Origin of the sequence: Nocardiopsis sp. CC223A, from assembly GCF_030766825.1 — a bacterium.
In the GTDB taxonomy this organism is placed as follows: Bacteria; Actinomycetota; Actinomycetes; order Streptosporangiales; family Streptosporangiaceae; genus Nocardiopsis.
On sequence record NZ_JASFDV010000082.1, the window covers coordinates 1 to 24,652 of the forward strand.

Sequence of the window (24,652 nt, forward strand, 5' to 3'; positions counted from 1 at the left end):
CCCCCGGTAAACGCGAAGGACGACCCGGCGAGCGCGTCCAACGCGCGAGCAGGGTCGTCCTGAGTCCGTGGAGCTATGGGGATTCGAACCCCAGACCTCCTCCATGCCATGGAGGCGCGCTACCAACTGCGCCATAGCCCCGTGTGGGTGTCGTTCGGGTCTCCCCGGCGACAGGTTCGAGTCTATCGGATTTCGGGGGGTGCCGTGACCGGCGGCGGTGTCGGGCGGCCCACACCGCCGCCCGACATCCGGGTCAGCGGACCTGCACCGGCATCGGATGAACCTGTCCGAGGGCGAAGCAGCCCGCGACGAGCAGGACGGTGACCGCTATCAGCAGGATGTCCCACCGGTCCGCCCGGAGGTGGGCCAGCCGGATGCGTCGGCCGGCCGGGTGCTCGGCGGCGTAGGTGAACCCCTTGGTCTCCAGCGCCTCCACGGTGGTGCGGGTGCGTTTGGCGGTGTTGAGCATCAGCGGATAGAACGACGCCACCACCGTGCTCCCGGTGCGGACCACCGCCCGCCAGCCCAGGATCCCCGGAGAGGTCAGCGGTGCCGCGCGCAGGCGATACCCGTCGACGACGGTGTGGAACTCCTCCATGAGGACCGGCAGCATCCGGTACCCGTAGCTCACCCCGAACGAGACCATGGCGGGCGCGTGCAGGGAGAGCAGCGCGTCCGACAGCTTCTCCGGGTCCAGCGACACGAATGCCGCCATGCTGGCGAGGCTGACGGTGGCCAGTTTGAGGGTGAGTTCCACCAGCGCGAGAAGAGTCGTGAGGTCCCCGCCGAAGAACCAGGACGCGAACAGGACGTACAGGCTCTCCAGCACGAAACCGAAGACGAAGAGCCCCAGGACGAGCGGCCCCACCCGGCTGAGGGCCACGGCGGCGGCGCACACGGCGAACAGCCCGGCGAGCACGGTGAGGTCGTGGGTGAGCCAGGGCACCACGGCGAAGATCAGGTACCAGCCGAGCACGAACCGGGGGTCGCGGTTCGCGAGGAGGCCGCCCCGGGTGGCGTAGGCGGTGCGCAGGAGTTCGAGTTTGACCCACTCGACGGAGAGGGTGTCGCGTTCCTTGCGCTCGCGGCGTCGTTCAGTGGTGGGCATCGCTCTCCCCTCCGATGGCTGCGAGGTGACCGTGGCGTTCGAGGAGTTCCGCCACCGAGAGCGGGGGCGGGTCCATGCCGAGGTCGACTCCCAGGCGTACGACCTGGGGCGGGACCAGGCCCACCGACTCCAGGAGGTCGGTGTCGGCGAACAGCGCGGCCGGGTCGGTGTCGGCGATGATCCGGCCGCCGTCCAGGACCACGACGCGGTGGGCCCATTCCGCCACCAGGTTCATGTCGTGGGTGGCCACCACGGTGCAGCGGATGCTGTCGGCGAGGGCGTCGAGCATGGCGATGACGGCGTCGCGGCTGGCGGTGTCGAGGCTGGAGGTGGGCTCGTCCAGCAGTAGGAGGGCGGGGCGGACGGCCAGGCCGATGCCGAGGGTGGCGCGGCGCTGCTGGCCGCCGGAGAGCAGCCGCCCGTCCCGGTCGGCGAGGCCGGTCAGCCGGATGCGCTCCAGGACGGCGTCCACGAGGGCGTCCGTGTCGGGGACGCCCCGTCCGAGGGGGAACATGGCGATGTCCTCGCGCACGTTGTCCTTGAGGAACATCTGCTCGGGGCGCTGGTAGAGGTGGCACACCCGGTCGGCGAGGTCGGCGGGCCGCACGGTGCGGGTGTCGACGCCCTCGACCCGGACCGTGCCCTCTCGCGGCACCTTGAGGCCGGTGAGCAGCTTCAGCAGGGTGGACTTGCCCGCCCCGTTGCCGCCGACCAGGGCGACGCGCTCGTCGGCCCGCAGGGTGAGGTCGATCCCGCGGAGCACGGGGGTGAGCCCTCCCCCGACCTCGCGGTACCCGTGGTGGACACCGACGACCTCGGCCACGGTCTCCCCCGGGGGCCGGGGCGGGGCGGCTGCGGCGGGCCCGCCCGAAGGCACGTCACGCAGGGCCGTGACGGCTTCGGGGACGGTGAGCGGCACGGGGGCCTCCGGGACGAGGGCGCGCACGGCCCGCGCGATCTGCGGGGCGGGGATGCCGTGCCTGTCGAGCTCCTCGTGGCGTTCCATGGCCTCGCGGACGGGCAGGTGCCACACCGGTGCGCCGTCGGCCATCAGGATCACCGAGCGGGCGTGGCGGGCGACGAACTCGGCGTGGTGCTCGATGACGATGACGGTGGTGCCCAGGCGGGCGTTGATGCCGACGAGCGCCTCGTAGATCCGCTCGGCCCGGGCCGGGTCGAGTTCGGCGACGGGTTCGTCCACCACGATGACCTCGGGGCGCAGCGCCAGCACGCTGGCCAGGGCGACCAGGTGCTGCTGCCCGCCGGACAGCTGCCAGGTGAACCGGTCGGCGAGGTGGGCGACGCCGAGGAGGTCCATGGCCTCCTCGGTCCGTTCGGCGTGGTCGTCCAGCCCGAAGTTGACGGGGGCGAAGGAGACCTCGTCGCGTACGGTCGGTCGCACCAGCTGGTTGCCGAAGTCCTGGTAGACGTAGCCGACCAGGTGGGCGAGGGAGGCGACCGAGGTGCTGCGGGTGTCGACGCCGCATACCCGTACGGTGCCGTCGAACTCGCCGGACCAGTAGTGCGGGACCAGGCCGTTGAAGGTCTTGCACAGGGTGGTCTTGCCGGAGCCGTTGCCGCCGACGACGGCGGTGATGTCGCCGCGTTCGATGCGCAGGTCCACCCCGGTGAGGGTGTCGCGGTCGGCGCCCGGGTAGCGGAAGCGCAGGCCGTCGACCGCGACGGCGGGTGCGTCCTCTCCGGTGCCGCTCATCGGTCCTCCTGGGCGGCGCGCTCACGCCGGGAGTGGACGACGAACCGGACGGTGACCACCAGCGCGGCCAGCACGATGACGGCGGCGGACACCCCGATCCACAGGAACCGCTGCCCGTACTGGTCGATGAAACCGGGCTCCCACACCCCGAAGTTGTCGAAGATCTCGGAGGTGAACGCGGCGATCATCGACACGAACGCCAGCACCAGGGCCAGCAGCAGGAACGCGCCGGTGCCGCGTTCGGCCAGGGCGTAGGGGCGGGCGGGGTCGCGCGGGGCGAGCCCGAGGAGCGGTTCGATCTTGCCGTACAGCCGGGGTGCCAGGGCCATGGCGGGCAGTGCCCCGAACAGCACACCGCTGATGAGCAGGTCGGTGGTGAACCCGACCGCCTCCAGCACGAGGATGGATTCGGGCAGGCCGGGCACGAATTCGGCGTCATCGACGCCGATCATCACCTTGCCGATGTCGACGATGGCCGACAGCAGCTTGTCGACCACGACCACGGTGACCCCGGCCAGGAACAGCTGCCCGCGGCGGCGGGGGTCGCGGACCAGGCACCCCGCGATGTATATGCCCAGGGACATCTGGAGGTAGCCCTCCAGTTCGCCCAGGCCGGAGAAGTCCCCCATGAGCAGGTCGACGAAGACGATCTCGCCGAGCGGGGCGCCCAGGGCGGCGTAGAGGGGGTGGAACAGCGAGGCCATGACGACGGGGACGAAGGCCAGGTAGGACACGGACAGTTCGACCGGGCCGATCCGGACCTCCGGCAGGACCTCGGTGAGGATGTTCGCCAGGCCGAACAGGGTCATCGAGAGCACGAAGATCATGAGCTTCTGACCGGAGTTGAGCTCGGGAGGACCGGATCCGTCACGGACGTCGGCGGGGCGAGGGGCGGCGTTCATGGTTCTTCGACCTTTCGGTGCGGGGGATGGGGGGATGGTGGGGGCGGGGCTCAGGTGGTGAGGGGCACCGGGGTGCCCGTCCACAGGCGGAGCAGGTCGCCCATCTCGTCGATGACGTGGTCGGGGCGCACCAGCGGGTCCTCGCCGGCGGCGGCCGCGTCGATGCGCTCGTCGGAGGCCGAGCCGCCGCGCACGATGACAGCGGTCCCGATGCCCGCTCGGCGGGCGGCGGCGGTGTCGCGCCAGGGCTTGTCGCCGACGAACCAGGTCCGGGCGGGGTCGGCGGCCAGGGCGGTGAGGGCGGAGCGGACGGTGGCGGGGTCGGGTTTGCGGTGGCCGAGTTCGTCGGAGTAGACGTGGGCGCCGATGAGGTGGGCGATGCCGAACCGGTCGAGCTCGTCGCGGACGGCGCGCCCGCAGACGGTGTTGGAGACGACCGCGACGGGGATGCCCCGCTCGGCGCAGTGCTCCAGGACCTCGCGGACGCCGGTGCGCATCCGGGCCAGGCTCTTGGAGTCGGCGTACTCCAGGGTGAGCTGGGCGGATTCGGCGTACAGGAAGGCGCGGACGCGTTCGGGCAGGTCGCGGCCGACCATGTCGTGCCAGAACGCACGCGGGGTGATCTCGGGGATCGGCCCGTCCTCGTCGTGCTCGGACTTCCAGGAGCGGTAGCGGTCGCGGCCGGTGCGCACCAGCGCCAGCATGTCCTCGGTGGTGGTGGCGTAGCCGACGCGTTCCAGGCGGCGGGCCAGGGAGGCCGCGAAGTCGCGCTGGACGTCGGGGGTGGCGCTGGAGACGGCGATGACCCCGCCCTGGTCGAGCAGGAGCGCGCCGGGCTCCCCGGGGCCCGGCGCACGGCGCACCGCGACGGAGCCGTACGCCCGGGGCCGGACCACCCGGATCGGGACCTCCTCCGGGCCCTGCCCCGCGGTCCGCGCCGGGACGGGGTCGGCGATCTGTTCCGGAACGCTGTGCCAGAGCGGGTCCACCAGCCCTTCGGGGGTGTCGAAGACCGCGTCGGCGCTCTCCCGCACCGGGTAGGGCGGGGTGTCGGTGTGGTGGTGGCGGGTGAGGATGACGGCGGCCGCGCCGGCCCTGCGCCCGGCGACCACGTCGCGGTCCTGGGTGTCGCCGACGTACCAGCAGTGTTCGGGGGCGGTGCCCAGGGCGCGGGCGGCCAGGGCGATCATCTCCGGGTGGGGCTTGCGGATGCCGACCTCGTCGGAGTACACCTGCACGCCCACCCGGTCTTCGAGTCCGGCCTCGCGCAGGAGTGAGCGGTGGGCTCGGCCGGAGTGGGCGTTGGAGACGATGCCGACGCGCACTCCCAGGGCGCGGGCGGCGTTCAGGAGGTCGCGGATGCCCGGGCGTACCCGGTGCTCGGAGATCAGGGTGGACATGTCGGCGAGCAGCGGGCCGGCGTTGCCCGCGAGGGTCTCCCGGACCGGGTCGGGCAGGTCGGAGGCGAGGAAGTCGGTCCAGATCTCGCGGTGGGTCAGCTCGCGCGGGGTGCGGCGGCGCCCGGCGGCGTTCTTCCAGTCCTTGAGGGCGGCCAGGCCCGCGTCGAGGGAGGCCCGCAGGGTCTCGGCGGGCACGTCGTGTCCGGCCCGGAGCAGGGTCTCGCGCAGGTGCAGGGCGACGGCGTCGCGGCCCTCGGGGAGCTTGCGGGTCTGGAAGACGACCCCGCCGAAGTCCAACAGCAGGGCGTCGGGGCGTCGTCGCAGGGCGGGGGTGCCGATCGGGTCCAAGGTCTCTCCTGCCGGTGGCGGTCGGTCGATGTGTTCACCGGTGACGGTAGGCAGGGGCCGGAGCCGGGGGGAGGACATCCGGTGGCCGGTCGGGAAACGCGCCTGGAACGTTCCAGACGATTGTGGTCGTGCGTGCGCGGAACGCTCCGGTCCGGGACACAATGGTCGCTGTGACAGGAACCAGACCCGGACGCCGTCCCACCATCGTCGATGTGGCCGCGGCCGCCGGGGTGTCCAAATCCTTGGTGTCGTTGGCTCTGCGCGGAGATCCGGGGGTGAGCGAGGAGACGGGGGCGCGCATCCTGGCCGCCGCCGACCGGCTCGGTTACCGCTCCAACCGGCTGGCCCGCGGGCTGGTGCAGGGGCGCACGATGATCCTGGGCGTGCTGCTCACCGACCTGGCCAACCCGTACCACACGGAGGTCGTGGCGGGGGTGGAGGAGGCCGCGGAGGCCCGCGGGTTCACGGTGCTGCTGGCGCACGGCCGCCGCGACCGGGAGCGGTTGGAGCACCAGTTGGACTCCCTGCTCCAGCTCAACGTGGACGGAGTCGTGGTGGTGAGCTCCTGGTTGGGGGCCGCGGCCCTGGCCGACGCGGCACGCAGGGTGCCGGTGGTGATGGTGGGACGGCCGCGGGAGTTCGCCCCGGGAGTGGACACCGTCGCCAACGACGACGAGGCGGGGGCGCGGGCGGCGGTCCGGCACCTGCTGGAACTGGGCCACACGCGGATCGGGCACCTGGCCGGCAGCGGCAGCCCGTCCTCGCGCTCGCGTGAGGCCGGGTACCGGGAGACCATGCGGGAGGCGGGGCTGGCCGAGGAGGTGCTGGTGCGCCCGGTGGGCGACGACCGGGATCGGGCGGCCGCGGAACTGCTGGCGCAGGGGCCCGGAGCGGTGTTCGCGGTCAACGACCTGGCGGCGCTGGCGGTGCTGGACCACGCCCCGCCGGAGGTGTCCGTGGTGGGCTACGACAACACGTCGCTGGCGGAGGTGACCCGCCCCCGGCTGACCAGTGTGGACCAGCCGCGCGCGATCATGGGGAGGCTGGCCACCGAACTGCTGTGGGAGCGCATGGGCGGCCGCACCGGGGACCGGCACGAGGTGCTGGCACCGGCACTGGTGGTACGCGACTCCACCGCACCGCCCGGGGAACGGCGGGAATGCGGTGCGCCATGACGGATCCGGTCGACGTCCTGCGACGCCGGGAGGAGCACGGGGGTGCGTGGCGGGTGGTCGCGCGCACGGACTCCGAGGTGACGGTGTCGCTGTGCCGGTGCGACGGCGGCGAGGAGACGGAACGCCCGGTCTCGGGCGATCCCGCCCCACGGGCCTTCGCGGCCGCGCACCGGTGAGGTCCGCGGCCGCCCCCGCGGACCCCGGTCCCCACCGCTGCGCGGTGCACCGCTACCGGGAGGCCGACCGGTAGCGGTGCACCGCCAGCGGAACGAACACCGCCAGCAGCACCAGCGGCCACACCAACGCCATGAGCAGGGCGTTCTGCGCCACCCAGGAGTCGGACACCACTCCGGGCGAACCGAACAGGTCGCGGGCGGCGATCACCGTCGCCGACAGCGGGTTCCACTCCGCCAGCGGCGCCAGCCAGCCGGGCATGCTCGACGTGGGCACGAACGTGTCCGCGACCATGGCCAGCGGGAACACCAGCGAGAAGAACTTCATGGCCGCCTCGGGGCTGCGCACCACCAGTCCCAGGTAGATGCCGATCCAGGTGAAGGCCAGCCGCAGCCACAGCAGCAGCCCCAGCGCGGCCAGCGCCGAGAGCCAGCCCTCGTTCCAGCGCCACCCGATCAGCAGGCCCATCCCGGCCAGCACGGTCAGGTCCACCAACCCGGCGGCCACGTCGGAGACACTGCGCCCGGCCAACAGCGCCGACGGCGCCATCGGCAGGGTGCGGAACCGGTCGATGACGCCGCGTCCGGCGTCGGTGACCACGGCGATGGTGGTGTTGCCGATACCGAAGGCCATGGTGAGCGCGAACAGGCCCGGCATCAGGAAGTCCCGGTAGTCGTCCACTCCGGCGGCGGCGCCCATGGTCTCGCCGAACACGAACCCGAACAGCAGCACCGCCAGCACCGGGATGAGCAGGGTGCCGATCAGCTCGTCGGGCTTGTGCACCAGGTGCGACAGGTAGCGGCGGGCCACCACCGCGGTGTCGGACAGCGCCCAGCCCAGGCGCCTGGCCATCACGGTCATCACGAGCCCTCCCCGGTGGACGCGTCCTCGCCGGTGCGGTGACCGGTCAGGCTGAGGAACACCTCGTCCAGGCTGGGCCTGCGCAGCGCGATGTCCTCCACCTCCAGCCCGGCCTCGTCCAGGGCCCGCACCACCTTGGCCAGTTCACTGCCGCGCCCGCCCACGGGGGCGCGCACCGTCTGGGTGTCGGGGTCGACGTCCAACGGGGCGCCGCACACCCGGCCCAGCACCTCCACGGCCTTGTCTACCTCGGACGGGTCGGTGACCACCACCTCCACGCGGCTGCCGCCGACCCGCCGCTTGAGCTCGTCGGGCGCACCCTCGGCGATGACCCGCCCGGCCTCCATCACCGCCACCGTGTCGGCCAGCCGATCGGCCTCCTCCAGGTACTGGGTGGTGAGCAGCACGGTGGTGCCCCGGTCGACGAGGTCGCGCACCGCCCGCCACACCTCGGCGCGGCTGCGCGGGTCCAGGCCGGTGGTGGGCTCGTCCAGGAACAGCACCTGCGGGTCCAGGATGAGGCTGGCCGCCAGGTCCAGGCGGCGGCGCATCCCGCCGGAGTAGTGGCGGACCGGGCGCTCGGCGGCGTCGGTGAGGCCGAACCGTTCCAGCAGTTCGGCGGCCCGCGCCTTGGCCTCCCGGGGCCGCAGGTGGTGCAGGCGGGCGAACATCTCCAGGTTGCGCCGGCCGCCGAGCACCTCGTCCAGGGCGGCGTACTGGCCGGTCAGCCCGATACACTCGCGCACCCGGCGGCTCTGGGAGACCACGTCGTGCCCGGCCACCCGGACCCGGCCCTCGTCGAAGCGGACCAGGGTGGACATCGCCCGCACGGCGGTGGTCTTGCCCGCGCCGTTGGGCCCGAGCAGGGCGTGCACCGTTCCCCGCTGCACGACCAGGTCGAACCCGTCCAGGGAGGGCCGGCTCCTGGACGGATAGGTCTTGCGGACCCCCTCGGCGAGGATCACCGGTCCGGCGGCGGTCACGGGGCGACCCTCTCCCCGGGGACGGCGGCCGTCCGCGGCGCGGGCCAGGCGACGGACCGGTTCGGGGCGACCGGCCGGGGCAGCGGGGTGCGGGCCACCGGGTCGACCAGGGTGACCTCCTCGTAGCGGCCCAGGGCGATCCGGGCCATGTTGCGCACCGACTCGCTGCCCTCGGTGTAGTAGGCGCAGTGGCCGGGGATGTCGCCGGTCTCGATGCGCAGGCCTCCGAAGCCGGGGCGCAGCGGAGTGGGCCCGTGGCCGAGGTCTCCGGCGCGGCCGCGCGGGAAGTAGCGGATCCAGTCCTCACGGCCCTGGGCGACCCACAGGTTCCCGGAGTAACGCAGGTCGGCGGTGGAGGAACCGCCCATGCCGGGGCTGCCCAGGGCGATGCAGTCGTCGACACGGCCCTCGGCCAGCGCCAGGCCGCACACGACGGTTCCGTAACTGTGCCCGACCAGGGTGATGTGGGCGTTGCCGGGCAGGTAATGGGTGAGCCGGACGAGGTCGGGGGCGGCCTGTCGGGCCGGTCCGCGCATCGCGCCCTCGAAGAATCCGCGGGGGGTGTCGTAACCCATCCACACCACGACGGCGAAACTCTCGCCCCGGGCGATCTCGCCCATGGTCCGCAGCAGGGTCGCGCCGTTCACCCGGGGGCGGGTGGGACGGCTCGGGTCGAAGTAATTCCCCAGGTAATTGTCGTTTCCGGGGACGAGGACGATGATGTGATCGGCGGTCGCCGGATCACCCAGGGCCTCGACGATGCGCCCGTCACCGGTCTCGTCGTAGGCCAACAGTCGAAGGCCGTTCCACTCCTGTTCCTCGTAGTGCAGAGGCGCCAGGGGCGGCGCGGTCCGGGGGCCCGCCGTGATCATGATCCTCCGTCGGATCGAGGGATTCTCTGACCCTTTCGACGTTAGATGCGCAGGTCGCCGCATTCGATGGTGCCGACTCCCGATTCACCGTCCACCCACGCCCACCCCGCGGGTAGTGGTGGCACTACCGACGAAAGTGGTGAAGGCGTCGTGAGCTGCGGATTCTCCATTCTTCGCGAGAGAATTGCACACCCTCTCCATTCTCGTGTCCGAATCCGGCCGCCGACCGTTCACCGCCCGCACACCGATCGAACGTCCGGGGAAATTCCGGGAAATCGTCCGGTACCGGTCCGCTGCGCCCGGAGCCCGAGACGACGTTCACCGGGATTTCCGCACCGGTCCCCCACCGGTTGTGAGTGAAAGAGCCCCGTCCGGGCACACTGACCGGGTTCCTCCCCCGATGAAAGGTCCCGGATGCTCTCGCGGTCCCTGGCCGTGCTGCTCGCGGTCGCCCTCCTGATGGTCCCGTCCCCCGCGTCGGCGGCCCCCGAGGGGACTCTGACGGTGCGGTCCACCTCCCCCCTGACCCTGGCCTACTCCACCCCCGATCCGCACCCGACCAACTGGGTCGGGCTCTACCGCGCCTCGGGCGGCGGGCCGGTGGACGAGGAGTACGTGTCCCCCTCCCTGGTCTGGGCGTACGCGCCGGAGTCCGCGGGCGAGGTGGAACTGCCCGCCGACAGTCTGGAGCCCGGCCGCTACCTGGCGTTCTTCCTGGCCCGCGACGGCTACGCGCATCTGGCCGAACCCGTGGAGGTAAGGCTGGGCGCCACCGGCCCGGTCGCGTTCCCCGTGGACGGGGCGGTCCTGCACAACGCCCGCCAGGGCGACCCCTACGAGGCCGAACTCGGCGGCCTGGCGGCCGGGGGCGGCGACACGGTGTCCTTCGCCAAGGTGGACGGTGACACCTGGATCGAGGTCTCCCCGGACGGAACGCTGTCGGGGACACCGCGCTTCGCGGCCGACCGGGTCATGCCCGAGGGCGTGTCCCGCCGGGACCCCTCCCGGGCCGAGGTGACGGTGGAGGCCACCGGGGCGGACGGCTCCGCCGCACGGTTCACCGCCACGATCCCGGTGGTCCGCCGTGGCGAGCCGCTGGTGGACGAGGTGAGCGTGCTCAGCCTCAACACCTGGCACGGCGGGACGCAGATCGACGGGTACCACGAGAAGCAGTTGCGGTTCCTGCTGGAGAGCGACGCGGACGTGGTCGGCCTCCAGGAGACCCAGGGGGTGCACGCGGCCCGGCTGGCCGAGGCGCTGGGCTGGTACCACTGGCAGGGTCCGGGCAGCCTCGGGGTGATCAGCCGGTACCCGATCGCCGAGGAGTACGGCACCGCCGGTGCGGCCGCGGGGGTGCGTGTCGCCCTGGACGGGGACGACGCGCAGCTCAACCTGTGGACCGCGCACCTGGGGTACACGCCCTACGGCCCCTACGACGCGTGCTTCGACGGCATGAGCGTGGAGCGCATCCTGCAACGGGAGGCGCAGTCGGGGCGCACCGGCCAGATCACCCGGGCGCTGGCGGCGATGGAGGACCAGCTCGCGGCCGCCGACGAGGTGCCGGTGCTGCTGGTCGGCGACTTCAACGCGCCCTCGCACCTGGACTGGACCGAGGCGAACCGGGAGCGCAACTGCGGTTACGCGGACATCCCCTGGCCGACCTCGGTGCTGCCCGCCGAGGCGGGGCTGACGGACTCCTTCCGGGTGGCGAACCCGGACCCGGTGGCGGCGCCGGGGACCACCTGGTCGCCGCTGTACCCGTTCCACAACGGTGAGACCGGGCGGGTGGAGCCGCAGGACCGGATCGACTTCGTGCTCCACGCGGGCACCGACCTGACGGTACTGGACTCCCGGGCCGTGGTGGTCGGCGAACCGGCCCCGGTCCCCCGCCACCGCGGCAACGAGTGGACCACCGACCATGCGGCGGTCCTGACCGTCTACTCCCTGGGCTGACCTCCTCGAAACCGTCGCCCCGGCCGGTTATGGTCGCCCCATGGGACCACGACCGACCGGGCGACTGGTGGCGACCGACACGGGCCGCGACCTGGTACTGACCCGCACCTTCCGGGCACCGATCGAGGACGTGTGGGCGAGCATCACCGATCCGGAGCGGACCGCGCTGTGGTTCGCGTCGTGGAGCGGCGAACCCGGTCCGGGACGGACGGTCCGCTACCGCCTCACCCTTGAGGAGGGTGCCCCGGAGGGCGAACTGCGCATCGACGCCTGCGAGCCGCCCCGGCGGCTGGCGGTGAGCGGTGAGGACGAGTACGGCTCCTGGCGGATGGAGGCGCTGTTGTCGGCCGACGGGGAGACGACGACGCTGACGTTCGTCCAACACCTGGATCCGGACACCGACCTCGGGTCGGTCGGGCCCGGCTGGGAGTACTACCTCGACGTGCTGGCGGCCACCCGCGAGGGGGATCCGCGGCCTGGTTTCGACTCCTACTTCCCGGCCCAACAGTCCTACTACGCGGGACTCACCCCGTCCTGAGCCCGGATGGTGTCCCGCCGAGTGGTGTGACTTTTCCGGCCCTGTCCTGACGGACGCGCGTCGCCGGCGTCCGCTGGGCCGGTGTCCTGCCGCCTTCGGCGACCCGTCCACCCCGGTCAAGGGCTCACCAGCGCGCGGCGACCGCCCGGCGCTCACCGACTATCACGATGACCTGCAAAGACGCAGCCGCGCGAAAGTCACACCACTCCAGGGACGTGACTCTGAGCTAGGCCCCGGGCGCAGCCCGCATCACAGCGTAAGAGCTACCGCCGCCGACGGTTCCGACGCCCCCGGCCTCACCGCAGGGGCCGCCCCAGGGGGTTCGGGGGTCTCCCCCCCCGGCGAACACGAAGGACGACCCCGCGAGCGCGTCCAACGCGCGAGCAACACCCCGCGGGCGCAGCCCGCATCACAGCGTAAGACCAACCACCCGCACACAGATCCGACACCCGCAACCCCGACCACAGGGGGTCACCTCGGGGGGTTCGGGGGGTCTCCCCCCGGCGAACGCAAAGGACGACCCGGCGAGGCGGCCGAAGGCCCCCGAGCAGGGTCGTCCTGAGTCCGTGGAGCTATGGGGATTCGAACCCCAGACCTCCTCCATGCCATGGAGGCGCGCTACCAACTGCGCCATAGCCCCTGGTGCGCCGCTCGGTTACCCCGGTCGGCGATGGAATTACTGTACCGAAGGTTAAGAGGTGGTTGAGCCAGGGGGGCGGCCCTGTGGCCTGTGGTGGGTGCGACCGACCCGGACCGGGGGCGAATACCCTGGGGATGTGCCCGAATCAAAGCTTGAAATCCAGATGCTCCATGACCGCCTGTTGGTGAAGACGGTCCCTGACAAGAGCGAGCGGCGCAGCAGTGCGGGTCTGGTCATCCCGGACACGGTGAAGCTGGCGACGCGGCTCGCCTGGGGTGAGGTCGTGGGTGCCGGTACCGGTGCCCGCCATGTCAAGACCGGGGATCGGGTCCTGTTCGATCCGGAGGAGCAGGGCGAGGTCGAGTTGAACGGCGAGCGGTACATCATCCTGCGGGAGCGGGATGTGCACGCGATCGCCAAGGAGGCCCCGGAGCGGGGCACCGGCCTGTACCTGTAGTGCCCGTCGCCTCCGGGGCCCGCGGGCTCCCGGAGGATCTTCCCGTTCGTCGGGTCAGCCGTCCTGCCCGGGCCGCCGCTCCACTGCTTTGACGAGCGAGTGCAGGCACAGGGTGAGCGCTTCGTAGGCGGGGACCTTGGCCGTGGTGACGTAGCTCCAGCCGGCGTACAGCCCGGACCACAGCAGTTGTTCGGCCCACAACGGGGTGATCTTGGGGTCGATGGTGCCGTCCTCGTGCCCCCGGACGATGAGCGCCTGTAGTGCCAGGTCGGAGGAGCTGCACCCGTCCTCGCCGCGGGCGTCCTCGGTGAAGTCTTCGGAGCCGAACGCCAGCATGATGACCTTGCGCAGTGTGAAGTACTCGGCGACGAGCCGGGTGAACGCCTCGATGGCGGTGCCCTCGGTGGTGCGCGCGCGTTCGCAGGCCTCGTTGGAGAGTTCGTCGGCGTAGTCGCGCAGGGCTTCGGTGAGGTCGGCCCGTTCGGCGAAGTAGCGCTGGAGGGTGCTGCGGGCGACCCCGGCGGTTCTGGCCACCTGGGACAGGGGGGCGGCGGGGTTGTCGCCGAGGACCTGCACGGCCGCGTCCAGGATCGCGCGGCGGGTGCGGGCACGGGTCCTCGTCTCTTCCTCTGAGGTTGCGCTCTTCACCATGTACTCATCCTAGGGTTGTGGGTATTTTGTTGACAAGAATCGGTCACCTATGACCTAATTTCAATCATGGCTGATCGTATTGAGACAAACGGTGACCCGACCGCGGTGGAGTCCCCATCCGGGTCGGAACCGCGCTTCGCCCAGCTGAAGGTGCTGTGGTCGTTCGTGCGCCCGCACCGCCGCGAACTTCTGCTGGGCCTGGTCCTGGCCCTGTTCGGCTCCGCGCTGGAGCTGGCCAACCCCATGGTGGTCAAGCTCGTCCTGGACACCCTGGCCGAGGGCGGCGGGCTGATGCCGCCCATCGCCCTGCTGCTGGGCCTGTTCGCGGTCGGCGCGGCGCTGGGCATGTACCACTGGATCCTGCTGGGCACCGTCGCCGAGAAGGTCGTGCTGGACGCGCGCACCTCGCTGGTGCGCCGCTACTTCCGGGCCGCGCTGATCCCGCTGTCCCGGCGCCCCTCCGGTGAACTGGTCACCCGGGCCACCTCCGACACCGTGCTGCTGCGCGAGGCCGCGTCCACCAGCGTCATCAGCCTCATCAACGGCGCCGTGCTGCTGGTCGGCACGCTGGTGATGATGGCGGTCCTGGACCTGGTGCTGGTCACCGTCACAGCGGCGGCGGTGCTCATCGTGACGGTCCTGTTCCTCACCCTGATGCCCGCGCTGGCCAAGGCGCAGGAGAAGGCGCAGAACTCCCTGGGCCTGATGGGCGGTGTGCTGGACGGGGCGCTGCGGGCGATCCGCACCGTCAAGGTGAGCCGCGCCGAGGAGCGCCTGGGCGACACGATCCTCGTCCACGCCCGGGAGTCCGCCGAGCACGGTGTGCGGGCGGTCCGCCGGGAGGCGGTGGCCTGGACGATCGCGTTCAGCGGCATCCAGCTGGCGATCATCGCCATCCTGGGGGTGGGCGCCCTGCGGGTGGCCTCCGGGGACATCGGGGTGTCCACCCTGATCGCGTTCCTGCTGTACGCGTTCACACTGATGAGCCCGGTCATGGAGCTGTCCCAGAGCGTGAGCACGCTACAGTCGGGCATCGCCGCGGCCAAGCGGATCCGGGAGGTGGAGGCCATCCCGCTGGAGCCGGTCGCCGAGGCGTCCGCGGGCCCGGTGGCGGCCTCCCCTGACGGGCACGCCCCGGACGCCCTGCTGGAGTTGCGCGGGGTGACCGCCCGCTACGCCCCGGGCGCCGCACCCGCGCTCCGGGACGTGGACCTGGTGATCCCCCGGCGGGGGCACACCGCGATCGTGGGCCCGTCGGGGGCGGGCAAGACCACGGTGCTGTCGCTGCTGCTGCGCTTCCTGGAGCCGGAGGGCGGCGAACTCCGGGTGGCCGGCACCCCTTACCGGGAGCTGACCCCCGGGCAGGTGCGTGCGCACTTCGCCTACGTGGAGCAGGACACCCCGGTGGTGCCGGGCACTCTGCGGGACAACCTGCTGTTCAGCAGTCCCGGCGCGACCGAGGAGGAGGTCCGCCGGGTGGTCGAGGACGTCCGCCTGACCGACAAGGTCGACGCTTTGGCGGAGGGCCTGGACACTCCGCTGGACGCCACGGCGTTCTCGGGCGGCCAGCGCCAGCGGGTGGCCCTGGCCCGGGCTTTGCTGCGTTCGCCGGACGTGCTGCTGCTGGACGAGGCGACCTCGCAGGTGGACGCCATCACCGAGGCGGCGATCACCGAGAGCGTGCGGCGGCACGCCGACCGGGCGGCCGTGGTGACGGTGGCGCACCGGTTGTCGACGGTGATCCACGCCGACCGGATCATCCTGATGGAGGAGGGCGGGGTGCGCGCCCACGGGACGCACACCGAGTTGCTGGAACGCGACGAGCTGTACCGTGATCTGGTCGCGGCGCTGCACATCGCCGAAGTAGAGGCCGAGCTGCCGGAGCCGTCCGCGGCCGGCTGAGCCGCGGACGAAGCGGTCATCCGAGCAGCGCCCCGGCGGTGCGCAGGGTCCCGTCGCGCAGGCCGGTGAGGCGAGTCGCGGTGGAGATCCTGTTCATCGCCCGGGAGGCGCGCACGATGCGGCCGGCCGGGCGGCGACGGTCCCGGTCGTAGCGGGCCAGTCCCCGGGCGGCGGTGGGGGCCTCGCCCAGCGCCCGGGCCAGGGCGGCTGCGTCCACCAGGGACTCGCAGGCGCCCCGGCCCAGGTTGGGCGCCATGGCATGGGCGGCGTCGCCGATGAGGACGTGGCGCCCGTGCACGTACGAGGCCGGGGCGGGCAGGTCGTAGAGGGTGCGCCGGTCGATGGCGGTGCCGGGCAGGGCGTCCAGGACCCGGGCGACGTCCGCGTGCCAGCCGCCGTACAGTCGGCGCAGCAGGGCGAGGGGGTCCGCCTCGCGGTCGGGCGCCAGGCCGGTGCGCATGGCCGCGTACCAATTGGTGGTGCGGCCGTCCATGGGGGTGACGCCGAAGATGCGGCCGTTCCCCCAGGTCTCGGTGAAGGTCGCGACGTGGCCGGGCACGGCGCCCCGGTAGGCGACGGCGCCCAGCCCCCGGGAGGCGGGCGCGTTCGGAAAGGCACCGCTGCGGACGACGCCGTTGAGGCCGTCGGCCCCGATGATCACATCGAATCCGCCCACCCCTGCGGTGACCTCTTCCGGGGTGACGGGGGTGTTCCAGCGGACCGCGTCCCCGGGCAGGGCGCCGACCAGGACCTCCAACAGCGCGGACCGGGCGACCATGCGGGCGATGGGGGCGATGGAGGCGCGTGAGTCCAGGCGTGCGAGGGTCCGCCCGGCGGGGTCGGCCAGCCGCGCGGCGGTGGGCACGCTTCCGGTGGCGCGGACCGCCTCCCCCAGGCCGAGCCGGTCCAGGGCCTCCAGTGCGGGCGGCCACATGGCCAGCGCCCCGCCGATGTCGGGCGGGCCGGAGTGGCGTTCGCGCACCTCGACCTCCCAGCCCCGGTCCAGCAGGCCGCGGGCTGCGGCGAGCCCGGCGATACCGCCTCCGACGATGAGTGCTCTACCGTTCATGGCCCCACTTTACTACGATCATAGTAGCCCGTCACTACGTTTATAGTGCCACCATGTCGGAGACTCGCGAACGCGCCCTGGACGCCGCCATCGCCCTGCTCGGCACGGGTGGCGTGCACGCCCTGACCCACGGCCGGGTGGACGCCACGGCGGGCCTGCCCCGGGGGTCGTGCTCCAACCACTTCCGCACCCGCGACGCGCTCGTCACCGCCGTCGTGGAACGGCTGGAGGAGCTGGATCGGCGCGACTGGGCGGCGATGCACCTGCCCGGGGAGCCGACGCTCGACCTGTTCCTGGACGCCGTCGCCCGGTTCGTCGAGACCTCGGTGACCACCGACCGGGTCCGCACCGTCGCCCGCTACGCGCTGTCGGTGGAGGCCACCCACGACCCCCGGATCGCCGCCGCCCTGTCCCGGGGCGCCGCCCTCATCCAGGAGTGGGGCGCCCGCATCCTCGCCGACCTGGGCGCGGCCGACCCGCAGGCGGCCATGCGCACCCTGATGGCCTACGCCGACGGGCTCATCCTGCGCGGGGTCACCCGCCCCGAGATCGTCGAACCCCGGGAGCGGATGGCCGCCGTGGTCCGCGCCTGCCTGGACTGAACCGGGACGGACCCCGGTGTGTCCGGGTCCGGAACACCCCGGCCCCGGACACCGCTCAGCCCTTGACCGCTCCCGAGGTCAGCCCCGCCACGATCCGGCGCTGGAGCACCAGCGCGAAGACGATCAGCGGAACCGACACCAGCACCGACGCCGCCATGATCTGCCCGATCGGGTTCTCGTACCCGACGCGCTCGAAGGTGCCGATGAACACCGGGACCGTCTGCACGTTGAGGTCGCGGGGCGCGAACGAGAACGCCAGCAGGAACTCGTTGGTGGCGTACACGAACGTCAGGATCGCCGCCGCGCCCACCCCCGGCGCCGCCAGCGGCGCCACCACCCGCCAGAACGCCTGGAAGGGCGTGGCCCCGTCCACCTTCGCCGACTCCTCGATCTCCCGCGGGATGCCCGCGAAGAACGTGGCCAGGATGAAGATGGACAGCGGGAGGGTCAGCGCCACGTACGGGATCACCAGGCCCGCGTAGCTGTTGAGCAGGTTGATCCCGGTCAGCGCGTTGAGCTCCAGGTACATCTGGTACAGCGGGTTGACCAGCGCCACCGGCGGGAACAGCGTCGCCACCAGGGTGGCGGCCAGCAGCAGGAACCGTCCGCGCAGCGGCAGCCGGGCCAGCGCGTAGCCCGCCAGTGCCGCCACCGGGATGCAGATGAGCGTGGTCACGGCCGCCACGATCAGCGAGTTGCGCAGCGCGAACTGGAACCCCAGGTCGAAGACCTGGTCGTAGTTGTCCAGGCTGAACGGCCCGCGCAGGATGTTGGGATCGGTGAGCGCCACCGACCCGGTGCGCAGGCTGGTCATGGCCATCCATATGAACGGGAACAGGCACCACAGCAGCACAACGGCCAGGCCCAGCAGCTTGAGCAGGCCGGCCAGGGCGGGCGGCGCCCCCCGGCGCGGCCGGTGCGCCTCCTGGACCGACTCGCGGGCCCGGACCGTCTCCTCCGGCGTCGTCACCGCTTCACCTCCCGTGCCGTCTCCCCGACCATGTGCCGCCCCATCCGGGAGATGAACGCCAGGCCGACCAGCATGACGATCACGAAGGTGACCGTGGACAGGGCGTTGGCGTACCCCAGCTGGGGTTCGGCGACCAGGAAACGCTGCGCGTACACCGACAGCGTCGCCAGGGAGTTGGAGTAACCGGCGAACACGTACGCGAAGTCGAACATGCGCAGCGCGTCCACCGTCCGGAACAGCAGCGCCACCACGATCGCCGGGCGCAGCAGCGGCAGGGTGATGGACCAGAACCGCTGGAGCACCCCGGCGCCGTCCACCTTGGCCGCCTCGTAGTAGTCCCTGGGGATCGTCTGGAGCCCGGCGAGCAGCAGCAGCGCCACGAACGGCGCCGTCTTCCACACGTCGGCGGCGATGATCCCGGCCATGGACCACGCCGGGTCGCGCAGCCAGTTGATGTCGGCGCCCAGCACCGCGTTCACGAACCCGGGGTTGTGGTCGAACATGTACCGCCACACCTGGGCGGCGACGGCGGTCGGGATCACCCAGGGCACCAGGATGACGGCGCGGGTCAGCCCGCGGCCGACGAAGGCCTGGTGCATGATCAGCGCGAACCCCAGCCCGATGACGAACTCCAGGGACACCGACGCCACCGTGAAGACCAGGGTGTTGAGCGCGGCGTTGTAGAAGCCCGGGTCGGACAGGGCCTGTAGGTAGTTGTCGATCCCGACGAACTCCCGGGTGAACCCGCGGATCCTGTACAGGCTCATCAGGACTGCGTAGAAGACCGGGAAGAGCGCGATGACGGCCATGAAGGCGAACGAGGGGGTCAGGAAGATCCGCCCCATCGCCCGTTCGCCCAGACCGTGCCGGATGTGCGCGCCCCGGCCGCGCTCCGGCGTCCCGGTGTCCCGTGTCGCGGTCGCCATCGGCCTACTCTTGTTCGAGCGCGTCGTTGGCCGCCCCGTCCACCGCTTCCAGCGCGGGTTCCGCCTCGCCCTGCCCGATGTAGGCGGGGTGCAGGTTGTCCTGGATGACCAGCGACAGCGAGTTGTACCCGGGCACCGGTGGCCGGGCGTGCGCATCGGCCAGGATGTCGCCCAGCATCTCGAAGTTGGGGTCCTCGGCCCCCTCGTAGGCGCTGACCATGGTGGGCGGCAGGCTGTGGCCGGCCAGGATGCCCTGCGCCTCGGCGTCGGTGGCGGCCCACAGGACGAACTCGCGGGCCAGGTCCTTGTTCTCGCTCAGGGTGCTGACCGCGTTGTTGAGCCCGCCCAGGGCGCTGGTGCTGCCCTCACCGTCGAAGGTGGGCAGCGGGGCGACCGCGAAGTCCCCGGCGACCGCGCTCTCCTCGTCGGCCTCGCCCTCCAGCAGCGGCACGGCGTAGGGCCAGTTGCGCATGTAGACGGCCTCACCCGCCTGGAACAGGGCGCGGGCGTCGTCCTCGACCATGGAGTCGAAGCCCTCGGCGTAGAAGCCGCTGTCGTAGGCCTCGGTCATGAAGTCCAGTGCGGTGGCGGCGGCGTCGCCCTCCAGGAAGGTGCTCTGGGTCTGCCCCTCGTCGAACAGCTCGCCGCCGGCGGCCCAGAACAGCTCCAGGTAGTTGACGACGAAGCCCTCGTACTGGTCGCCCTGGCCGACGTAGGCGGAGATCCCCGCCTCCTCGGCCGCCTCCGTGCCGGTCTCGTACAGCTCGTCCCAGGTGGTGGGCGGCTCGTCGATGAGGTCGGTGCGGTAGTACAGGAACGCGCCGTTGGAGGAGTAGGGCAGGGCGTACAGCTCCTGCTGCCACTGGGCGCTGTCGACGGCGCCCGGCAGGCTGACGTCGGCGATCTGCGGACGCAGGTCCTCCAGGCTCTCGATGTAGCCGAACTCGGCGAACTCCCCGGTCCAGATGACGTCCAGGCCCAGGACGTCGAACTGCCCGGCCTGGCTCTGTAGGTCCTGGAACATGGCCTGGCGCTGCTCGTCCGCGGTGGGGGCCAGGAAGAAGACCTCGACCTGCCGGTCGGGGTTGTTCTCGTTCCACAGGCGGGCGACGTCCTCGTGGATCTGCCGGTCGGCCCCGGTGACCGCCCACACGAACTGGGGGTCGTCGGCGAGGCCCGCGGCTTCGCCCTCGCCTTCGGGTTCCTCGCCGGGAGGGGATCCGCAGCCGGTGGCCAGGATCAGGGCGAAGGCGGCGGTACCGGCTGCGAACGCGCGCACGCCGTGCGACCGACGCCATGACAGTATGGACATGACTCTCTCCTTCCGTGTCCGGCGGGGTGTCCGGCACACGAGGTATCGAGTTGTCTGGGACGTCATCTCCCCGAAATCTCCGTGAAGACCATGTACCCCGAGTGTGACGGGACCAACAGGAATTCACAGGCGTGATCTCCGCCGGTTCCTGCCCCGTGCGCGCCCATTGCCCGCCTGCGCCCCGTGCTCGTAACGTGGGCGTGACACCGGCCGCGCCCGTGGCCGGAACCGGCCGGGGGCTCCCCGGACGCCAGCCGAGCCCGGAAGGCGGCCCATGGAACGGCAGTGGTGGCGCGACGCGGTCCTCTACCAGGTCTATCCCCGCAGCTTCGCGGACGCGGACGGGGACGGGGTGGGCGACCTGGCCGGGCTCACCGCGCGGCTGGGGCACATCGCGGGCCTGGGCGCGGACGGGATCTGGCTGTCGCCGTTCTACACCTCGCCCTGGGCGGACGGCGGGTACGACGTCGCCGACTTCCGGAACGTGGACCCGCGGCTGGGCGACCTGGCCGGGTTCGACGCCATGACCGGTGAGGCGCACCGGCTCGGGCTCAAGGTGATGGTGGACATCGTGCCCAATCACACCTCCGAGGAGCACCCGTGGTTCCGGGCGGCGCTGGCCTCCCCCGACGCCCCCGAGCGCGACCTGTACGTCTTCCGCCCCGGGCGCGGGCCCGGGGGCGACCTGCCGCCGACCAACTGGCGGTCGACGTTCGGCGGGTCGGCGTGGACCCGGGCCGCCGACGGACAGTGGTACCTGCACCTGTTCGCCCCCGAGCAGCCCGACCTGAACTGGGACCATCCGCGGGTACGCGAGGAGTTCCGCGACGTACTGCGGTTCTGGGGCCGCCGCGGGGTGGACGGGTTCCGGATCGACGTCGCCTACGCCCTGGTCAAGGACCTAGACCCGCTGCGGGACCTGGTGCTGGTGGAGGGCGGCCGGTTCGAGGACATCGCCGCCAACCCCGACCACCCGTTCCTGGACCGGCCCGAGGTTCACGACGTGTACCGGGACTGGCACCGGGTGCTGGCCGAGTTCGACCCGCCGCGGGCGACCGTCGGCGAGGTGTGGCTGCCGGGCGATCGGCGGGTGCTGTACACCCGGCCGGACGAGCTGGACCAGGCGTTCAACTTCGACTTCCTGCGCACCCCGTGGGAGGCGGACGCCTACCGGGAGGTCATCGACTCCTCGCTGGCCGATGCCCGCGCGGTGGGCACGGTGCCGACCTGGGTGGTGGGCAATCACGACGTGGTCCGGCCGGTGTCGGCGCTGGGGCTGCCGCCGGGGACCGACCACCGGCTCTGGCTGCTGGGTGACGGCCTCGACCCGGCCCCCGACCTCGCCCTGGGCACCCGCCGGGCACGGGCGCTGGCCCTGTTGGAGCTGGCGCTGCCCGGATCGGCCTACATCTACCAGGGCGAGGAGTTGGGGCTGCCGGAGGTGGCCGACCTGCCGGCCGAGGCCCTGGAGGACCCGCGCTGGGTGCGCAGCGGCCGCGCCGACAAGGGCCGGGACGGCTGCCGGGTGCCGCTGCCCTGGACCGAGGAGGGCCCGTCCTTCGGGTTCGGGTCCGGGGGCGCGTGGCTGCCCCAGCCCGCGGACTGGGGGCGCCGCTCGGCGGCCGCCCAGGAGCGGGACCCCGACTCGATGCTGCGCCTGTACCGGCGGGCGCTGGAGCTGCGCCGGGGCTTCGCCGACGACGAGTCCCTGGTGTGGGACGACAAGGCGAACCAGGGCCCGGTCCTGGCCTTCTGGCGCGGGCCGCGGACCCTGGTCCTGGTCAACACCGGCCCCGAGCCCGCGGAGCTGCCCGAGGGCGAGGTCCTGCTGGCCAGCGGCCCGCTGGAGGACCGCCTGCCCGGCGACACCGCGGTGTGGCTGCGCCGCTGAGCGGGGCGGGCCTGCCGCCCCATCGGCGGTCCGGTCTCCCGGCCGGCCGGTGGGGACACGGTCCGGCCCCGGAACCCGACGGTTCCGGCGGCGGGAGTGCTCACCTGCCGGCGGCCACGGCACCGGGTCCCACCGCCCCGGCGGGTCCCGTCAGGCGGCGACGCAGGGGGCTCCGGTGTCGGCCTCGATGAGGGTGGTGGCCGCGGCCCGGGCGACGCCGGCCGCCTCCGGGGAGCCGGAGATCGCGGCGGTGGTCTGCGCGCCCTCGGCGAGCAGCACCAGTTGGGCGGCCAGCCCCGGGGAGCCGCCGATCCGCCCGACCAGGTCCGCGACGTAGCGCTGGAAGGACGCCTTCTGTTCGCGTACGGCCATCGCCACCCGGGTGGAGCCCGAGCCGAGCTCGCCGTAGGCGTTGATGAAGGCGCAGCCGCGGAAGTCGTCCTCGCGGAACCAGTCGGCGAGGAAGTCGAAAACGGCCAGCAGCCGCTCGACGGGATCGCCCGAGGCCTCCGCGGCACGGGTGATCCCGTCGTCCCACAGCCGCGACCGGCGGTCGAGCACCGCGATGACGAGGTCCTCCTTGGACGGGAAGAGCTTGTAGATCCGCTTGAGCGGGAACCCCGCCCGTTCCCGCACCGCGTCCATGCCCACCGAGTTGACCCCGCGGGTGTAGAACAGCTCGTCGGCCGCCTCCACGATCGCGTTGCGGGCCTGCTCGTCGGTCGCCCCTGCTGCCACTCCGTGTGCCCCCTTGCCATGAGAACGTTCGTTCTCTACTATAGCGAACCAAGGGGAGAACGGACGTTCTCCCAATGGGGAAGGGCAGTGCCATGGCGTTCATCAAGATCGGCACCGAGAACGGCACCGACATCGAGCTGTACTACGAGGACCACGGCCAGGGGCAGCCGGTCGTCCTCATCCACGGCTACCCGCTCAACGGCGACAGCTGGGAGCTACAGGCGCGCGAGCTGATCAAGGCCGGCAAGCGCGTGATCACCTACGACCGGCGCGGCTTCGGGCGCTCCTCCAAGGTCGGCGTCGGCTACGACTACGACACCTTCGCAGGAGACCTGGACACCCTGCTGGAGACCCTGGACCTGCGCGACGTGATCCTGGTCGGCTTCTCCATGGGCACCGGGGAGCTCGCCCGCTACGTGAAGAACCACGGCCACGAGCGCGTCGCCAAGCTGGCCTTCCTGGCCTCCCTGGAGCCGTTCCTGCTCAAGACCGACGACAACCCCACCGGTGTCCCGCAGGAGGTGTTCGACGGCATCGCCGCGGCCGCCCGCGCCGACCGGTACGCCTGGTACACGCAGTTCTACAAGGACTTCTACAACCTGGACGAGAACCTGGGCAAGCGGATCTCCCAGGAGGTCGTGACCGCCAACTGGAACACCGCCGTCGGCAGCGCCCCGGTCGCCGCCTACGCGGTGGTGCCCACCTGGATCGAGGACTTCCGCGAGGACGTCGCCGCGGTGCGGGCGGCCGGGAAGCCCACCCTGATCCTGCACGGCACCGCCGACAACATCCTGCCGATCGACGCCACCGGGCGACCGTTCCACGCGGCCGTGCCCGACGCGGAGTACGTGGAGATCGAGGGCGCGCCCCACGGCCTGCTGTGGACGCACGCCGACGAGGTGAACGAGGTCCTGGTGCCCTTCGTCGCCGAGTGACGCACAAGGCCTGACCGCGGGCCCGGTCCCCGACCGGGCCCGCGGCATGTCAGGCGCCGTGGGCCGCGGGGACGTCCAGGACCCAGGTCAGGCCGAAGCGGTCCCGGAGCATGCCGTAGGCCTTCGCCCACGCGGACTCCCCCAGGGGCTGCACGACCGTGGCGCCCTCGCCCAGCTTCTCCCAGTACCCGGCGATCTCCTCGACCGTGTCGCCGCGCACCGACACGAAGTAGGGCCTCTCACCCGGGTTCCACGGGGTGTGCCCGGGCACGTCGTAGGCCATCAGGCGAAAGCCCGCGGCCGACTCCACCTGCCCCCACATGACCTGGTCGGCCTCCGCCTCGTCGGTGACGTTGTGGGCGTCCCTGTAGGTGATCACGGCGATGTCGCCGCCGAACACACCCCGGTAGAACTCCAGCGCCGCACGGGCCTCGCCCCGGAAGTTCGCGTGCGTCGTGGTGGTGATGGACATGGTCGCTCCCTTGTTCCAGGCCGCCGACCGGCGGCCCCGCGAACAAGGTGGCAGGGGAA

The 24,652-nt window shown here is 72.1% G+C and carries 23 protein-coding genes and 2 tRNA genes; 9 read left to right on the plus strand and 16 right to left on the minus strand.

Translation table 11 applies throughout. The annotated features are described in order from the left end of the window. Positions 1 to 68: 68 nt before the first annotated feature. The 5 genes from QJS33_RS25305 to QJS33_RS25325 all read right to left on the minus strand — a co-directional run bounded on the left by QJS33_RS25305 (position 69) and on the right by QJS33_RS25325 (position 5,472). Positions 69 to 141 (minus strand) — tRNA-Ala (locus QJS33_RS25305). Positions 142 to 253: 112 nt separating this feature from the next. Then, positions 254 to 1,108, minus strand: coding sequence for an energy-coupling factor transporter transmembrane protein EcfT (locus QJS33_RS25310; protein ID WP_306370577.1), 855 nt, complete (start codon positions 1,106 to 1,108; stop codon positions 254 to 256). Further along, complete coding sequence (locus tag QJS33_RS25315; RefSeq protein WP_306370578.1) at positions 1,095 to 2,822, minus strand: ABC transporter ATP-binding protein; 1,728 nt, start codon at positions 2,820 to 2,822, stop codon at positions 1,095 to 1,097. The genes QJS33_RS25310 and QJS33_RS25315 overlap by 14 nt, the downstream gene beginning before the upstream one ends. Then, entirely contained in the window at positions 2,819 to 3,724 is a 906-nt protein-coding gene (locus QJS33_RS25320; RefSeq protein ID WP_306370579.1) for a cell division protein FtsQ, read from the minus strand. The genes QJS33_RS25315 and QJS33_RS25320 overlap by 4 nt, the downstream gene beginning before the upstream one ends. Before the next feature lie 50 nt (positions 3,725 to 3,774). Next, the gene (locus QJS33_RS25325) at positions 3,775 to 5,472 is read right to left on the minus strand and encodes an HAD family hydrolase (protein WP_306370580.1); all 1,698 of its coding nucleotides are present in this window, start codon (positions 5,470 to 5,472) and stop codon (positions 3,775 to 3,777) included. A gap of 170 nt (positions 5,473 to 5,642) precedes the next feature. On the opposite strand from QJS33_RS25325, the gene QJS33_RS25330 reads away from it, so the two are divergent. Beyond that, entirely contained in the window at positions 5,643 to 6,647 is a 1,005-nt protein-coding gene (locus QJS33_RS25330) for a LacI family DNA-binding transcriptional regulator (protein WP_306370581.1), read from the plus strand. Continuing rightward, the gene (locus QJS33_RS25335; protein ID WP_306370582.1) at positions 6,644 to 6,823 is read left to right on the plus strand and encodes a hypothetical protein; all 180 of its coding nucleotides are present in this window, start codon (positions 6,644 to 6,646) and stop codon (positions 6,821 to 6,823) included. The genes QJS33_RS25330 and QJS33_RS25335 overlap by 4 nt, the downstream gene beginning before the upstream one ends. A 52-nt stretch (positions 6,824 to 6,875) precedes the next feature. Here QJS33_RS25335 and QJS33_RS25340 read toward each other — a convergent pair whose 3' ends face one another. The 3 genes from QJS33_RS25340 to QJS33_RS25350 are packed head-to-tail and all read right to left on the minus strand — an operon-like array spanning position 6,876 to position 9,537. Then, a complete protein-coding gene (locus QJS33_RS25340; protein ID WP_306370583.1) occupies positions 6,876 to 7,682 on the minus strand; it encodes an ABC transporter permease in 807 nt (268 codons plus the stop codon). After that, the gene (locus QJS33_RS25345; RefSeq protein WP_306370584.1) at positions 7,682 to 8,665 is read right to left on the minus strand and encodes an ATP-binding cassette domain-containing protein; all 984 of its coding nucleotides are present in this window, start codon (positions 8,663 to 8,665) and stop codon (positions 7,682 to 7,684) included. The genes QJS33_RS25340 and QJS33_RS25345 overlap by 1 nt, the downstream gene beginning before the upstream one ends. Further along, the gene (locus QJS33_RS25350; RefSeq protein ID WP_306370585.1) at positions 8,662 to 9,537 is read right to left on the minus strand and encodes an alpha/beta hydrolase; all 876 of its coding nucleotides are present in this window, start codon (positions 9,535 to 9,537) and stop codon (positions 8,662 to 8,664) included. Before QJS33_RS25350 ends, QJS33_RS25345 begins: the two co-directional genes overlap by 4 nt. A 414-nt stretch (positions 9,538 to 9,951) precedes the next feature. On the opposite strand from QJS33_RS25350, the gene QJS33_RS25355 reads away from it, so the two are divergent. Continuing rightward, complete coding sequence (locus tag QJS33_RS25355; protein WP_306370586.1) at positions 9,952 to 11,490, plus strand: endonuclease/exonuclease/phosphatase family protein; 1,539 nt, start codon at positions 9,952 to 9,954, stop codon at positions 11,488 to 11,490. Between the two features lie 40 nt (positions 11,491 to 11,530). Further along, positions 11,531 to 12,028 (plus strand): SRPBCC family protein, encoded by a 498-nt coding sequence (locus tag QJS33_RS25360; RefSeq protein WP_306370587.1) that lies wholly within the window; start codon positions 11,531 to 11,533, stop codon positions 12,026 to 12,028. Between the two features lie 567 nt (positions 12,029 to 12,595). Here the strand turns inward: QJS33_RS25360 and QJS33_RS25365 are convergent. Continuing rightward, positions 12,596 to 12,668: transfer RNA gene (locus QJS33_RS25365), tRNA-Ala, on the minus strand. 163 nt (positions 12,669 to 12,831) lie between these two features. On the opposite strand from QJS33_RS25365, the gene QJS33_RS25370 reads away from it, so the two are divergent. Next, positions 12,832 to 13,125: a co-chaperone GroES gene (locus QJS33_RS25370; protein ID WP_220565614.1), complete on the plus strand. Its 294-nt coding sequence runs from the start codon at positions 12,832 to 12,834 to the stop codon at positions 13,123 to 13,125. Positions 13,126 to 13,179: 54 nt separating this feature from the next. Here QJS33_RS25370 and QJS33_RS25375 read toward each other — a convergent pair whose 3' ends face one another. Next, positions 13,180 to 13,776 carry a TetR/AcrR family transcriptional regulator gene (locus QJS33_RS25375; RefSeq protein WP_306370588.1) on the minus strand — a complete coding sequence of 199 codons (597 nt, stop codon included), beginning with the start codon at positions 13,774 to 13,776 and terminating at the stop codon, positions 13,180 to 13,182. A 150-nt stretch (positions 13,777 to 13,926) separates the two neighbouring features. Here QJS33_RS25375 and QJS33_RS25380 point away from each other — a divergent pair, with 150 nt between their 5' ends. Continuing rightward, a complete protein-coding gene (locus QJS33_RS25380; protein ID WP_306370607.1) occupies positions 13,927 to 15,678 on the plus strand; it encodes an ABC transporter ATP-binding protein in 1,752 nt (583 codons plus the stop codon). A 16-nt stretch (positions 15,679 to 15,694) separates the two neighbouring features. Here the strand turns inward: QJS33_RS25380 and QJS33_RS25385 are convergent, their stop codons facing one another. Then, complete coding sequence (locus tag QJS33_RS25385; protein WP_306370589.1) at positions 15,695 to 16,747, minus strand: FAD-dependent monooxygenase; 1,053 nt, start codon at positions 16,745 to 16,747, stop codon at positions 15,695 to 15,697. A gap of 53 nt (positions 16,748 to 16,800) precedes the next feature. Here QJS33_RS25385 and QJS33_RS25390 point away from each other — a divergent pair, with 53 nt between their 5' ends. Further along, positions 16,801 to 17,349: a TetR/AcrR family transcriptional regulator gene (locus QJS33_RS25390; protein WP_306370590.1), complete on the plus strand. Its 549-nt coding sequence runs from the start codon at positions 16,801 to 16,803 to the stop codon at positions 17,347 to 17,349. 55 nt (positions 17,350 to 17,404) lie between these two features. On the opposite strand, the gene QJS33_RS25395 is transcribed toward QJS33_RS25390, so the two are convergent. The 3 genes from QJS33_RS25395 to QJS33_RS25405 all read right to left on the minus strand — a co-directional run bounded on the left by QJS33_RS25395 (position 17,405) and on the right by QJS33_RS25405 (position 20,557). Next, positions 17,405 to 18,319, minus strand: coding sequence for a carbohydrate ABC transporter permease (locus QJS33_RS25395; RefSeq protein WP_306370591.1), 915 nt, complete (start codon positions 18,317 to 18,319; stop codon positions 17,405 to 17,407). Beyond that, positions 18,316 to 19,164 carry a carbohydrate ABC transporter permease gene (locus tag QJS33_RS25400; RefSeq protein WP_306370608.1) on the minus strand — a complete coding sequence of 283 codons (849 nt, stop codon included), beginning with the start codon at positions 19,162 to 19,164 and terminating at the stop codon, positions 18,316 to 18,318. Before QJS33_RS25400 ends, QJS33_RS25395 begins: the two co-directional genes overlap by 4 nt. A gap of 85 nt (positions 19,165 to 19,249) precedes the next feature. Further along, complete coding sequence (locus QJS33_RS25405; RefSeq protein ID WP_306370592.1) at positions 19,250 to 20,557, minus strand: ABC transporter substrate-binding protein; 1,308 nt, start codon at positions 20,555 to 20,557, stop codon at positions 19,250 to 19,252. Positions 20,558 to 20,831: 274 nt separating this feature from the next. On the opposite strand from QJS33_RS25405, the gene QJS33_RS25410 reads away from it, so the two are divergent. Beyond that, entirely contained in the window at positions 20,832 to 22,448 is a 1,617-nt protein-coding gene (locus tag QJS33_RS25410; RefSeq protein ID WP_306370593.1) for an alpha-amylase family glycosyl hydrolase, read from the plus strand. Positions 22,449 to 22,598: 150 nt separating this feature from the next. Here the strand turns inward: QJS33_RS25410 and QJS33_RS25415 are convergent, their stop codons facing one another. After that, positions 22,599 to 23,186, minus strand: coding sequence for a TetR/AcrR family transcriptional regulator (locus QJS33_RS25415; protein ID WP_306370594.1), 588 nt, complete (start codon positions 23,184 to 23,186; stop codon positions 22,599 to 22,601). Positions 23,187 to 23,278: 92 nt separating this feature from the next. Between QJS33_RS25415 and QJS33_RS25420 the strand changes: the two genes are divergently transcribed. Further along, positions 23,279 to 24,121, plus strand: a complete 843-nt coding sequence (locus tag QJS33_RS25420; protein ID WP_306370595.1) for an alpha/beta fold hydrolase — start codon at positions 23,279 to 23,281, stop codon at positions 24,119 to 24,121. A 49-nt stretch (positions 24,122 to 24,170) separates the two neighbouring features. Here QJS33_RS25420 and QJS33_RS25425 read toward each other — a convergent pair whose 3' ends face one another. Then, positions 24,171 to 24,593 (minus strand): VOC family protein, encoded by a 423-nt coding sequence (locus QJS33_RS25425; protein WP_306370596.1) that lies wholly within the window; start codon positions 24,591 to 24,593, stop codon positions 24,171 to 24,173. Positions 24,594 to 24,652: the final 59 nt, after the last annotated feature.